The sequence below is a fragment of the Sphingobacterium sp. NGMCC 1.201703 genome (genome assembly GCF_047784615.1).
In the GTDB taxonomy this organism is placed as follows: Bacteria; Bacteroidota; Bacteroidia; order Sphingobacteriales; family Sphingobacteriaceae; genus Sphingobacterium.
On sequence record NZ_JBLOHD010000006.1, the window covers coordinates 1 to 14,049 of the forward strand.

Annotated in this window: 7 protein-coding genes; 3 read left to right on the top strand and 4 right to left on the bottom strand. The window is 40.1% G+C overall.

Translation table 11 applies throughout. The annotated features are described in order from the left end of the window. Positions 1-386 precede the first annotated feature (386 nt). The 3 genes from ACK8HY_RS13625 to ACK8HY_RS13635 are packed head-to-tail and all read left to right on the top strand — an operon-like array spanning position 387 to position 6,772. Positions 387-1,544: a hypothetical protein gene (locus tag ACK8HY_RS13625; protein WP_416133912.1), complete on the top strand. Its 1,158-nt coding sequence runs from the start codon at positions 387-389 to the stop codon at positions 1,542-1,544. 5 nt (positions 1,545-1,549) lie between these two features. After that, positions 1,550-4,366: a hypothetical protein gene (locus tag ACK8HY_RS13630; protein ID WP_416133913.1), complete on the top strand. Its 2,817-nt coding sequence runs from the start codon at positions 1,550-1,552 to the stop codon at positions 4,364-4,366. A 57-nt stretch (positions 4,367-4,423) separates the two neighbouring features. Continuing rightward, positions 4,424-6,772, top strand: a complete 2,349-nt coding sequence (locus ACK8HY_RS13635) for a hypothetical protein (RefSeq protein ID WP_416133914.1) — start codon at positions 4,424-4,426, stop codon at positions 6,770-6,772. 196 nt (positions 6,773-6,968) lie between these two features. Here ACK8HY_RS13635 and ACK8HY_RS13640 read toward each other — a convergent pair whose 3' ends face one another. From ACK8HY_RS13640 to ACK8HY_RS13655, 4 genes are all read right to left on the bottom strand, one after another. Further along, positions 6,969-8,390: a discoidin domain-containing protein gene (locus tag ACK8HY_RS13640; RefSeq protein ID WP_416133915.1), complete on the bottom strand. Its 1,422-nt coding sequence runs from the start codon at positions 8,388-8,390 to the stop codon at positions 6,969-6,971. A 106-nt stretch (positions 8,391-8,496) separates the two neighbouring features. Next, complete coding sequence (locus ACK8HY_RS13645; protein ID WP_416133916.1) at positions 8,497-10,269, bottom strand: alkaline phosphatase family protein; 1,773 nt, start codon at positions 10,267-10,269, stop codon at positions 8,497-8,499. A gap of 9 nt (positions 10,270-10,278) precedes the next feature. Beyond that, positions 10,279-12,288: a M60 family metallopeptidase gene (locus ACK8HY_RS13650; RefSeq protein ID WP_416133917.1), complete on the bottom strand. Its 2,010-nt coding sequence runs from the start codon at positions 12,286-12,288 to the stop codon at positions 10,279-10,281. A 15-nt stretch (positions 12,289-12,303) separates the two neighbouring features. Next, positions 12,304-14,037 (bottom strand): LamG-like jellyroll fold domain-containing protein, encoded by a 1,734-nt coding sequence (locus tag ACK8HY_RS13655; RefSeq protein WP_416133918.1) that lies wholly within the window; start codon positions 14,035-14,037, stop codon positions 12,304-12,306. Between the last annotated feature and the right edge of the window lie 12 nt (positions 14,038-14,049).

Genomic DNA, 14,049 nt, shown 5'->3' on the forward strand with positions numbered 1-14,049 from the left:
CGGCAACCGTCCCTCCCTTGCGGAGTGGTGCAAAGATAGGGAGTTTTTATAATCACTTCCAAGCTTTTTGTTCTTATTTATTTCATTTTCCCGCTAACTGGCTGTACCCTTGGGGGATTGTTTTTCTCAGCAGGGGGCTGGCGGGGCTGCGGCGACGCAGAAATGGAGACAGGGAAGCCCGCGTCTCGGTGAAATGAGCTCCCCCAAGGTTTACCGGAGGGATTTCAATACGGGCTGCAGTTTACATGAGCCGAAAAGCGACACTCTCTTCATTCAAGAAGAATATGATGTCTTTTTATTTTTACACAATCGATTGATTTCCCCAATACTATTTTTTATAATCATTTAATTACTTATTTTAACCTAACCAATTAACTTAAAGAAATATGAGGCCCATCATTCTCTTATTAGCCATGTTGTCGATTTTGAGCAAAATAGACATTAAAGGCCAAAATCTAATTTATGCAAAAGATATTCCAACTGAAAAGCTTAGGATAATCCCCGAAACAACGCAAGGGGGCACAGTTTCCGAGTTGTTAACTGACCTTGAATATATTCCGCTAAAAGGAAGCAAGAATCAGCTCCTAAGCGAGGTCGTTGAAATGAACTGCAATGCAGAGCGCATAGGAATATTAAATTCAAAAGGTGAATTTTACCTCTATGATATCCGCGGCAATCTGTTGAAAATTATAAATAGTGTAATCGGTCAAAAAGAAGAAAAAGAGAAATGGGCTATGCTCTTCCACAATATTCAATTTAGTGAGCACGGATTCGAGCTATCACATGCGTACATCAAGGCTCGTTATGACCTCAATGGGAATTTTATTGATACCATCAGTAACCGCAACAACAAGTGGGACTATGCCACACAAATCGCAGCTAAAAAGTGGACATATTACTCCCCAGACTTACGTGATCCCAAAATTAAAATAACCGACGCTCTAAAACTCGGAGATAGTACCATCGTAAAATATGAAAAACTGGACTCCGTATTAATCTCTTATGGCATACATCAGCCTTTAAGTCCAAATATCAACAATAAAGCCTATGCAACCTTTGAGTACAATACCAGGTTATTCGAATTGGATAGCAACGGTGTTTCGAAAATCTACCAATTTGTCTTCCCGCTAAAGAATACAGTCAACCTAGATGAACTCCGAAAGGTAAAGGATTATACAAATTACATGCATTATTACAATGCGCATCGGGAGGAAATTCGAACATTGGACAAAGTCGTCAATTATAAAAACTACCTCATCATGGAGCTCAAAAAATCAGATAGTTTTTGGATAGCCCTAAATCTATCCAATAAAAAGATAATTGGACTAACAAATATTCTCCCTGACAAAAGCAACGACTACCTCAAATTTATGAGCGGAGATCTCTTAAATAGCAATAGCGAATACCTCTTTTCATTCCTTTCACCAAGTGACATCCGTATTGCCATCACTAAATCAAAAGAAGAATTCCATCCCATCAGCGAACGGCTCAAAGTATTGGAGAAATCCAACAACCCTGTATTTGTCCGATTCAAACTTAAATAAGATCCATGACCAAAGCGTATTTTCACACCTTATTATTACTACCCTTTCTCATCGTATTAAACATATCCGGTTTTGCTCAAACCAAAATCGAAGGTATTGCTATTGATACAACACATAACAATGTCCTACGGTCCGCTACTGTATCCGTTTATGAGAAAGGTAATAAATCCGTCGACAAGGTTACACTGACCGATACCTATGGGAAATTTACAATTAACGATCTAGGCATCAATAAAACCTACTTATTGGAATTACGCTATCAGGGTTTTAAGAAAGCTCTACGGGAATTTATCCTAAAGAAAGATGAATCCAAAAATTTCGGAAAAATCCACATGGATTTTGTGGAGAACGAACTGGAGGAAGTAGAAGTACTCCCTCCTGTCCGAATGAACGGAGATACCCTGGAATTTAATGCCGATGCTTTTAAGCTAGATAGTAATGCCGTAGTAGAAGATTTACTACGTAAACTTCCAGGCATTGTGGTATGGGGTGATGGCAGTTTGACATACAATGGAAAAGAGATTCCAAATATACTGGTCAATGGCAAGGAATTTTTTGGATCCAGTAAAGCAATCGTATTACAGAATCTCGCCAAAGATGCCGTCCAGAAGCTGCAGATCTACGATAAGCGTGATGAAAAGGAAAAGAAAGACAACCCACTTAATGTGGCACTTGAAATGAATGTGACATTAAAAAAGGGTAAGGAAAAAATGTACTTCGGAAGTCTATCTTACGGTAGGGGTGCAAGTAAACGTTACCAACAACATGCGAACTTTAACTTATCAACCGGTAAATCACAATATACACTCGCCTATTCTGGGAATAACAGCAATAAACACCTGCAAAGCACAGATCAATTATTAAAAAATACCAGCTTTAAAGGCGTCGGTATCAACGCGGATTTTGATTCAGATTTTTTAAGTACAGGGATCAACAATCAACATGCACTTAGTGGCCGGTATCAATATGATATTGTAGGAACCAACCAAGTCAATAGAAAACACCTATTGACAAGCAATGTGTGGAGCCGCTGGGACAATACAGTCAATAAAGACCATTCAACGACCTCTTTTCTTTCCGATGACAATGCTGTTAATAATCAGCGTACGAACGATAACGAAAGCCACAACAAAAGGAGAAGCCTCTTAGCCGGCCTAAATTATACCAATACTGGCGGAAAACTCGGCAATCGATTTACGAACCTAACAGCAGATGCCGATTTTGAACACAGCAGCAACTTAGACAATTCGGTCATCCGCAATGAATACTATTACACCAACGAACATGCACAAAATACAGTTCGAAATAATGGTGAATACCGCAAAAATAAATTATCCTATACGACCAACATAGATCTATATGATGTCAATTCAAGTCCTACGATGAGTATGCGTGTCAAGAACGGCAATTCATTTGGCGAGCTCCTGACCTATAAGTTGAAATGGAGCGGATCAGCCTCCGAAACACAACAATTCAATGAAATGCGCAGCGTCTATACAAATGCTGATAAACAGGAATTAAATAGGCAGGATCATCGGACCTACGACAAATCATTCAAAGAATTTAGCCAAAACATAAACCTCAGTGTTCGATATCTTGACTGGACCTTTGCCAATAATCTCAGTTTCTATCATACTACTACCAATGACTATGTTGTAAATTTAGTATCAGACCAACCGCAGGTCAACCTGGATTTAAGCCACTTAAGCAGATTTAATCGGCTTCAATACGAGCCAAATCTTGAAAAATCCTTCCGTCTAAAAAATCACTATCTACAAGGAAGAAGTAGCTCCTTTATGAGTCTGACATTAGGAGCCGGGCTACGTCTATATAAAGCAGAAAATCGCTCGACACTGGATTATCGCAACCTGGAACAAACTTTCACGACATTTTTGCCACAGGTTAGCCTAAGTCGATACTATAGTAAAAGTGGCCAATACTACACAAACAGCTCCCTAACGGCAAGTTATGACGAAGAATATCCAAGCCTGGACCAGCTTAGGCCCATTTATGATAATAGCAATGTCGCTTACCGCTTTTTTGGCGCAACACAGCTAAAAAAAACACAGCGTGCTAAGGCAACCTTTATGACTAGCTTTAACGAACAACGTCAAAATGGCTATTCGGGTAATATCAGTCTGAGTTATACGCAATATAGACAGGGATTAACGGACAGCATTTTATTTAAAGAAGGGCAGCAACAAAGATATCTTGTTCAGATTGCTACTCCAATGCCCCTATTAACTGTTAATGGCTATTTAAATAAAAATTACCCCCTCAGCAAAACACAAGCACTGAATTTTCAATTCGATTTTGGCCTCAACTGGGGAAATAAAATTCAATTTATCGATGCCATAAAACAAGAAATGGGTACAAATAGCCAAAATATCAGTTTAAAAAGCTACTACACTATTCTGGATCGTTATCAAATTGGCTGGATCAACGGCTGGAACCGTTATGCGCGACACAATAAACTATCTGAAAAAAACAATGACTATATATCCAATTATTGGACTTCCGGAATAAGTATGAGCTATTCATTGTCGAAACGCTGGCAGATAAATAGTAACGGTACAAGTCGGTTATCCTCCACTAACAATTACAACGATCATGCGTTCATCTGGAACATGAATACAACATATCGTTTACTCCCGGGAAATAACCTAGAACTAAAATTATCCGCCTATGATTTACTCAAGGAGAATAAAGGATTGTATATCAATAATGGACTTACCGAATTTACACAGGGCTATCGCAATAATTTAACGCAATATTTTATGTTATCTTTAACGTATTTCCCTCGAAAATTTGGCTTCAAATAAAATGCAATAAGCATATAAAAAGCGCTATAAAGAAAAACTAGTAATCTATTGAGCACAATGCGTCCTATTTTACTCACCATCATTGCTTTATTTGCAGCGTTATACTTAAGCGCGCAAAACCGAAGCATTTATATTCACACCGACAGGGATTATTATATTCCTGCCGACACGGTCTGGTTTAAAGCCTATCTACTCGAGGATGGAAGGCCTGCCAATACAGTATTCAACCTTTATATGCGCATGGCCAATGAAGAAGGGGTAGAATTTCAGCAATCTGTCGCGATGGTCACTGAGGGTATAAGCGCAAGCTATTTTATTATTCCTCCTCAATTTAAAGGAAATAATATTTACATCAATGCTTACACACGAAATCAGCAATGTTCTGCGCAGAAACCCTACTTTAAAAAACTGGGCGTATTGCATTTCGGTGAAGAACAAAAGTCAGTTTCTCTCAGTCCTAAATCCAAACAAACATTCTTACATATAAACCCCAGCGGCGGAATATTATTAAGCGGAATTGAAAACCAAGTTGTATTTCATGCGCTCGACCAATCTGGTTTACCTTTTATAACAAAAGGGAGCTTGCTGGACGACCGAAACAAACAGATTACGACATTTGAAACCGATTCAGCTGGACTTGCCGAAGTAAGCTTCGTCCCATCGACGTCGGCACACTATAGGGTTGAATGGTTAGATCTCAATGGTGATCTTCGAAAAAATAGCATGCCACAAGCCGTCTTAGGCATTAAACCCCTTATTATGGCCGATACAAATTTAACAAGTATCCAATTACAAAGTAATACAGCCCCAAAAACGGTCAATGTAAAGGCGAGCATTGGTCAACGGCTCCTGTTTTCGGAGAACATTGAGGTGTCAAGCGCCAAAAAAATCAATATCCCAATTCAAAATAGTGATTTGGAATATGGAATTATGCAAGTACAAATAAGCGATAGTCAGGGAAATATGCTCTCGAAACAAAGTCAGCTTATTAGGCAAAATACGATCGAAATTACGCCCCAAGTAAGAATTGAACAGGGCACAGGAAGCAAATCTGCAAATACGCTGTCTTTAACACTGCCTCACACAATTGAGCGAGCAAGTTTGTCAATTTCGATCACCGACATCGACATACCTATTGACAGTTCTAGTAATATAATAACCGATCTTATTTTCAAACCCATAACTGCATATGAAATTCCAAGTACATTAAAAATCTGGCAATCGACCAAACATAAAGATCTTTTTATTCAAAGTCAATCCTGGCTTTCGGAGGTTTGTCCTACAGACTCAGTAATACAACCCGATACCTTGATTGTATTAAGAGGGCAGATCAGCATGCAAGCGAGTGCATGGCCAAAATTCTACAAACGCTATCTAAAATACAACCAGCGCAAATTCAAAGAAAGCGGCAAAAGAAGAGGGATCTCTTTTGGTTACAAAGATTTTCAAAAACTTAGGTTCAAATACACTGAAGCCGAAATGGATTCTCTCGGCCGATTTACTGTACCCAACTTAATTGTCTTTGATTCCATGGACACGCGCGTCAGCCAGATCCATTCTCCATTGAAATTCTATCCTTTCAAAGTTAATTACTCTTTTGTAGATTCAAACAAATATAGGACTCCTTTTTACAGCCCTATTTCTAAATCAGGGCAAAAACCGGGGTATTCTGAACCGCAGGAGCGCACAAATTTTAAGAGCTATTTCTATACAGATGCTAAAGGAAATCGCATTCTCCCTACTGCTAATGTTAAGCGGCTGACAAAGAGACAACGTGAGATCTCACTTTTAGAACGTCGATTCAAGCTACAAGATATTCCAACCAATCTCGACCCAGATCAAATATTACTTCCATTATTAGATGAAGAAGTCCAAAAAAGAGCCATGTCCTTATACGATTATCTCCGTCGTCATTTGAATGGATATAATTACGTGGCTTATCTCAATGGGCAGAGAAAACGTGATCCAGACCGAGATTTTTTAATGGCCGACGTTTCTAACTATGCTTATATCAAATGTTATCGCTCATTTCCACCTGCAAATGGAGCCGCAGCAGTGTTAATTTTCGAACTAGCACCATCAGAAAAAGATCGAGATTTTGGTAAATATGTGGATGAACAGACCATATTGGGCTATATGCCTATCAAGCAGTTCACACAACGCGACTACTCCAGTGAGGCAGACAAGGAGCTAACATCAGATGACAATCGAATGACACTCTATTGGGATCCATTTGTTTCAATAGATAGTACCGCAGCATCCAAGCAGATCAAATTTTTCAATAACAGTAAAGCCAAAGGTTTCTGTATTACCATTCAAGGAGTAACCAATACTGGTGAGCTTATTTACTACCGGCGTATCTTCAATAGTCCAACATCTGAACTTCCGGAGAAATCGCAAAAATAATTGTTATTGTCTAGGGTGCCGCAGTTCCATCTACATGCTTACTAAATTAGTGTTGGTTCTTTTGTCAGGCAATGGAAGGCTACAAAAAAAGCCCCCCAGAAAGCTGCTTGCTCGCTGGGGGATTTCAACATCGGACATCTTATCCAGATATCTGGATTAAGCTGGGTTTCCTTTTCTTTTTTAAATTTAAAACGGATTATTTAAGCACTATCGGGGCATATCCCGCAGCTCTAAATTCCGCCAAATGCGTTGACGTCGCACCAGCGCGCATTGGCTCCGTCATAGTTATGCGGATATATCTGGCTTTGACCATCGATACATTATAATCATGCCAGATTGCAGGACCAGCCGAATCAAAATATAGGTTTTTACCGACCATAGTCCAATTCGTTTTGTCCAATGATGTTTCAATATTGAATGTTTTAAAACCGCCCGTATTATTATTATGTCGCCGTATCATTCCAAACTGCGCAAAATTTTCCACTTTCCCTAAATCAACTATAAACCAATGCGGGTAGACCGGATTATTTGACGAAGACCAGGTCGAATGCCAATATGTGTTGATATCACCATCAATCAACGAGCTCGCTTTTCCATTTGCGGCCCCTTCATTGGATTCGGTCGAAGATACCTCTGCAGACCAGTTCGCCCTACTCAACAATGTGGGTCCCTTTACCTCAGCATTTTGCACGGGCGAGGTCAGGCCGTCCGTTTCTATTGTAAAAGTAAAAGCTGTAGGCTTACCCTCAAGGTCGAATAATAATCTTTTTTCCACATCTGTGCTGTTTTCTATCCGTACCGTTTTCGCCAGGCCATTCAATTGGTAATTCACGATAATGGTGGCTGGATCCTTACCCGTATTTGTCCATTCCAGCCCTCCATTATTCCCGTCCATAAAGGCAATCATTGTTTTTAGTATTCCTTTATAAGCCAATATCCCAGGTGCTTGTTTCCGCTCGTCCACAACTGCTACTTTCAATTCTTCATCCATAGATAAGATCTTGAAGGTTACTTCCTTGGTTTCATCTGTCAGATCCGAGATAATGATCTCAGTCTCTTTATTTGAATCAAACGTTCGAACGATCTCTTTCCCTTCAAGTTCATAGCTAATTTTTGTTGCAATGGCCCGATCGGAAGTTTTTGGGAATGAAAATTTTATTCCTCCCGGGACGGGTTCTAAAGTAAGCCCAGTCAGCTTATAGGCCGCTTCATAAGGCCCGGGTTTCAATGAACCCGTGCTCAATTTTGACGGTGTTCCGTCTGAAGTGAAATATCGAACTGTAACCGTATAATCCTTATATTCTTTGAAACTGATCTTTGTCGGCTCATCAAATTTGCTCACCGTAATCATCTTCTCCTCAGCCCCTTCTGTATAGCGAATCTCTGCTTTGGCCACACGATCAGACAAAACGGGCCAATAGAGTTCTAACTTCTGATTAAAGAGAGCTTGATAAGTCAGATCTGTCGGTCGTGCTGTCGGTCTCGTTTTGGTTTCGACTATCCCCTGTTCTACTTGAGGCGGGAACACAAGTTCCTCTTCTTTACAACTCCCTATACTTAGCAAAAAAGCTCCTAAAATAGCATTAAATGCCCAGCTCATTTTAAAATTCCTTTTCATCTATAAATAAAGTTTATTCCATCAATATGATGGAGCTTAGTTGTGATTAAGGCTTACTGAATAGTCTATAAAGTAAACCTTAATCACGGATGGTTTCATAATCTATTTATTTTTGCTCAGACAGCAGAAATTCAACCTCGTATTTATTTAAAAACACCTGCCCTTCCAATTTCCAGTCCTTTAAGGTCCGCACTTCCAACCAATAAAATATCTGTGGAAAAAAGTCCGCTGCCTGAATAAAAACTGCATTGTCACCCAACTCACAAGGCACCACTTCTGAGGTCATTCTGGATTGGAAATCTCCCGTAAGCCCCATTGCACTTTTACCTGCTACCTCATTTTGAATCAAACCATTTTCAGCAGGTAACATTTTCCAATACCCTTTCAGGTTATTAGCAAAAGGAGATTTCGTCAACTCGTCCTCGGAACATAAGGAGTTACGAATTTCGTCTTGTGTAAAAGCCTTATTAAAAATCGATACATTCGACACATCAAAATCGACCAAATCATAGGATATATTTGGTCTATAGCCAAAAATCAAGGGATCATTTGTTTTGATATTGGCTACATTCATTCCAGAGGTAGTCGTTTCTTGGGCTAATGTCCCATTGTTATAAATCTTGATATTTACTTGGTCATTTCCGATCGCTTTGATGACGGTGGTCATGGTATACCACTCTCCATTGACTTTTGCTGTTTGACAAGTGGCCTCTTTGACGCCATCACTGATCTTGACCTGCAAATCATTTCCCCAAGTAAAGTACATCCACCCAGGAGTACCTAGTGAGGTATTCGAATCTTTACCGAAAATACCGGAGTACCAATAGTTATACGTATTTGGTTGGTAGGTTGATGAAATAATGGTATTGTTTAAATTAAACCTGAACCGCGCAGAAATCGTCAATTCTTTTGTAGTCGCCAAATCATAGTCGCTTGAATTGCCCAAATTATCACTTACTGCTCTTACACCAAGCGGCTTATTTCCAGTACCGTCGTACCCCCACATTCGGACATAGCTCATCGCTTTACCTGTCAATTCAGCACCTTTAAAGTTTTTATTCTGAAAAATGGCAAAGGTATTCCGCTCCTCTAAAGTTCCACCTCCATAAGAATCTCCAATTCCGCCATGGTTTGATGTTAAGATCACTAACCAATCTTCATTTGCATAGTTTTTGCGGGCAGCTAATGCTTTCGATATTTCGCCTATATAGCCATCGACTTTCTTTAAGGCATTCGCATAATCGTTATTGCTCACTGTAAAACCACCTTTTTCTCCTGCATCCAATAGGGACGTGAATTGTACAATCATAAAGTCGCTATTCTTGGTGTTAAACAAATCTAATACCTTCTTCTTGACGTCTTCATCAGTCGCGCCGTTATATGTTTCATTCGCACTCACAAGCAGCTTATCATTCAAGGTAACCGATCGTGATACGACGCTTGTCTTCATTGATGGGGCTACTGTTGCAATACGATATAACATAGAAGGATAACCTGCGACATTTTCATGTGGATCATCTTCGTTTGGTCTTGGAATATAAGACTCGTCGATAATATGATGGTTGGCGTATGTCACTCCACTCATCATGGTCATCCAAGACGATGGATTACTGGTATTCTCATCAGCAAGGGCATTAAACGTATACTTACTTGTTTTGAGTAATTCTGCAATATTACTTGGCACGCTCTTTTTTAATTCCTGTCCTACCAACCCATCAATGGAGATAAAAAGCACCTTCCGTTTAACCGGTTGTTGCAAATTCTGCTCATAGTCTTCATATATGGCCGGCGGATTGGCATATTTTGTACAGCCAACCAGCAAAAACGCTGCACTTACCACGACAATTAAGGTTTTCTTTATATTGAGTAATCTTTTCATAACTTAAGTTTATATATCGTAAAACACCCCTAACTCAGCAATCGCAACGTGTACAGCTCCACCAGTATTTGGGTCAGGGAACACAAATTTCACGTACTGAGCCTCCACGAGGTTTGAAAAAGTAAACTCTTTCATCGCCGCATTTTGAGCCGTTGTTTGGGAAGAGCTACCCAGCGCATATTGGCCCATATCGGTCCAGTTTTTGTTATCCTTGCTAATAAAAACCTTAACCTTAGTCGCGAAAGTAGCATTTGCTCTATTTTTATAATAAAAACCTTTAAATACATTAACTTCCTTCATATTCATGGTCAATTCCACAGGTAAAGTCGTCGGGATTGTACAACCAGACCAGCAAGTATGCCAATAGGTATTTGGATCGCCATCGGTCATTGCACTGAATTTACCAGTACTTTCGTTTGTTGCTGTCGCGACGTTAGCCGTAAATTCAAACAGCCCACTAGGTAAGAAATAGCGTGGTTGCAATACGCCATCTCCGCCTGTAAATGTCAAGGGATTATACTCCCAAATTGCACGGTCCATCGGTGGGTATTTTTCACGCATTTCACGTTTGGCCGAACTACTCACCGGAATCCCCCAAGCAATAAAAAAGCGATTGAAATCCTTGCCTGTAAAATTACATAACTGGCGATAGAAGTAATCACGTTTTCCCTGGTCTAAAGAACTAGCAAAATTTTCATTCCTCGCCTTACTATAGATATAAGGGAAGAAATCCCATCCTGACTCACCATTTTTTCCCTTTGTCTTATCAAAAATCTGAAGGAAAGGTGTTAATCGTGCAAAAGGATCATCAGCGTCTATACCCAATTCTTCAGGGAAATTAGAAAAATTCTTCGCCGAAGTTAACGCTGCAAATTTTAATGCCGCAGGAATCGATGTCTTCAATGCTGGATGGAAATCTATACGAGAAGTAACGCCACGATTTCGCGCCGCATTAAAAATAAACAGATTGTTTGTCGTTTCCCCTAAATCAGACCAGCTCCATGCCCAGCTAGCTTGATAATTGTGCCCGACTTCGTGGTAGGATCCCCATGAGGTTCCTTTTTTGATTGTATTCGGATTTGTCAGTTCATCCAGCCAATATTCATCTTCTTGCATCACCCATGGGCTACCGCTATGTGCATATCCCAATGAAGGATGAATATCCATTACGCCTCTCTCCCAAAATTCCGGATAGCGATTTATTGGATTGGCCGCATCTACAGATAGTCCCATCCAATGGTAATAATCTTTGACATATGATTCATCCCACAAGCGCAAGGCCTCATCCACCTGATCCATTTTCCCAGATTGGATGAATTTAACAACCAATGAACGAGGAACGGAAAAGGCAACGCGTTCACCGATCAAATCCATCCAAGGTACATCTTGTGACAAAACCTGTTTTTTCCAATCGGCCACAGTGGACTTTCCTAAAATAAAATCTGTGGTTTTAACAGCACCCGCTATCTTAATATTGACAGGAGTCGTACTGGCTTTCTGATTAATAATCCATATAGTTCCACCATACAAATTTTTAACGTAGTTTGTTCCTGGGAATAATTCTTTTCTAGTGTATAGAATAGGATCCCTACGTGGCGCATCTTTACCTGTTATATTATCTGTATGTACACCTACCTGCACGGTCATGCCAATGGCACCAGCAGGTATCGTGATCTGAATTACCTCTCCCGCCGGAGCATACAATCCTGTGGTGTAAATTGGCGCAGGCGTTACACTGACCTTATAATCAAAAGATGACACATACTTTCTATTCATTAACATAGAAATCGTGGTATCCTTAACACGTGTCACATTTTCCCCTACCAAACCAGGGTATATCCGAGCCCGATGGTACAAACTTTTATCAGCTTTGCCCATGGTCGTATCCGATTTAAGTGGGGTTTCGGTAGAATCTCCAGATTGATAACCATCTGGAAACTCAATACCATATTTACTGCAGGAGGAGGCAAAAGCCATCAACCCAACAAATAATCCAAAAACTAAATATCTCTTTCTCATTAGGTCAAAATTTGGTTATTTTCTAATTTGTGTATAGTTTGGCGTCCAGCTTTTGCCGTCCAAATTCCAGGATGATTCTACCGATATCCCCAACCATTGATAAATCATAAAGGGAATATCTACGGCATTCGGCACTAGACGATAAAAGGATTCCTCAATTGGTGGTTGAAAAAATGGCACCAATTCATTGAAACTTGTCCACGCGACAGGACCTGTCAATTTGAAGTTACCCGCTCCCTTCCCTGTTTTTTCTGTAAGTACAGTTGTATTGACATCATCATACCCAGGCCAATATCCCTGAAGATTATTCCAGAACGGATACGTTTCATCAATATGTGTCACCCCACCGTATCGTTTTACTTCTTCGGCCGAAAAAGCACGATTATAAACCTGTACATTACAGATGGAAATATTACAATCCGTATTTCCATTACCGGGATTGAAGCCCAAGGTCAGCGGGCTTGTATTATCAAGATTATTGCCATTGGCACCTACTTGAGAAGATTTCCCTGACACCGTCGCATTTGTTCCGTCAGTATAGACATAGACAGAATCCTGAGTCCCGCTCCGTTTAATAACAGTAGTCAGGGCATGCCATTCACCATCATTGATAGAAGGACCAAATGCTTGCCCCGCGATTGAGCTATTAAACCCCCAATAGTCCCCTTCTAGGAAGAAATTCCACCCTGCTCCTGAGAAACCAGAAACACGTTTTGCAAAAAATATCGGATACCAATAATTAGAATTAGCAACATTATATTTCAAAAAGAGCGTCATCGTCCAGTCGCTACCTGTTCCCATATTGAATTTACTTGCATCAGCTAGTTTACCAATGACCTGATTGTTGCTTGCATAGGTATATCTCGTCGCATTTGCCACAAAAGGAATGTCTTTAGAATTCGGTCTTGGAACAATTTTCCGTGCAAACTTTGGTGAATAAAATAAGGTGTAAGTGTCTCTTTTACTATCACCATATGGTGTAAAATCGGTTACAGGATCTGTAGATACCCCACCCTGAGCTGAAGTAATGATCACAATCCAGTTTTCTGTATTGAAACTTGCTCTTTTCTTGATCGTCTCCCATAAGGATTTAACTTGCTTATCCATTAGATTGACTGCAGCGACATATTTTGTATCCTCGGCAGTATAAGCAGAGGATTTCCCTGCTTTATCAACCTCAGTCAAATGAATAACATTTAGATCAGATTCGGTATTTGACAACGACGTGTTCGCCGCAGTGACCACCGCCACATCGTTACTTTCTACCTTAACTTCGGCATCTTTACCCAGGGTAGCACCATACTTTGCGTCGGAAGTAAAAAGGCTCGATTTACGGCTTGTTGCATTTTGCTTCAACTTCGTGAAAATCGTTGGATACTTATTCAAATCAATCGGGCTTAAATCTGAGCCGACGACTTTATTTTTAGCACTATTAACACCGGTCAGCAACGCGGCTGTAACCGATTGATTGGTCACTTCAAAATCCGTTGTTGGATCAGCTAGACTACCATAAGTCACCAGACCGTTACGGGCCATCAAATCGATATTCGTTGGAGCAATGTCCTGCATTGCTGGCCCCGAAAGCCCGTCAACGATAACTAACAACACCTTATCACGACTTTCCGGACTATCCTTTGCTTCATTGAAATTCTGCAATAAGTTCGGAAAATCTTTATTACAAGCGCCTAATACCATTAAGGCAGTAAGGGCTAGCGAAATATGTTTAAAAGTTCTTAAATACTTAATCATAACCAGTTTTAT

Bases quoted from the DNA above. Each gene is read 5' to 3' on its own strand.
- ACK8HY_RS13640 (WP_416133915.1), bottom strand. From the start codon at position 8,390: ATGAAAAGGAATTTTAAAATGAGCTGGGCATTTAATGCTATTTTAGGA.
- ACK8HY_RS13625 (WP_416133912.1), top strand. From the start codon at position 387: ATGAGGCCCATCATTCTCTTATTAGCCATGTTGTCGATTTTGAGCAAA.
- ACK8HY_RS13650 (WP_416133917.1), bottom strand. From the start codon at position 12,288: ATGAGAAAGAGATATTTAGTTTTTGGATTATTTGTTGGGTTGATGGCT.
- ACK8HY_RS13635 (WP_416133914.1), top strand. From the start codon at position 4,424: ATGCGTCCTATTTTACTCACCATCATTGCTTTATTTGCAGCGTTATAC.
- ACK8HY_RS13645 (WP_416133916.1), bottom strand. From the start codon at position 10,269: ATGAAAAGATTACTCAATATAAAGAAAACCTTAATTGTCGTGGTAAGT.
- ACK8HY_RS13630 (WP_416133913.1), top strand. From the start codon at position 1,550: ATGACCAAAGCGTATTTTCACACCTTATTATTACTACCCTTTCTCATC.
- ACK8HY_RS13655 (WP_416133918.1), bottom strand. From the start codon at position 14,037: ATGATTAAGTATTTAAGAACTTTTAAACATATTTCGCTAGCCCTTACT.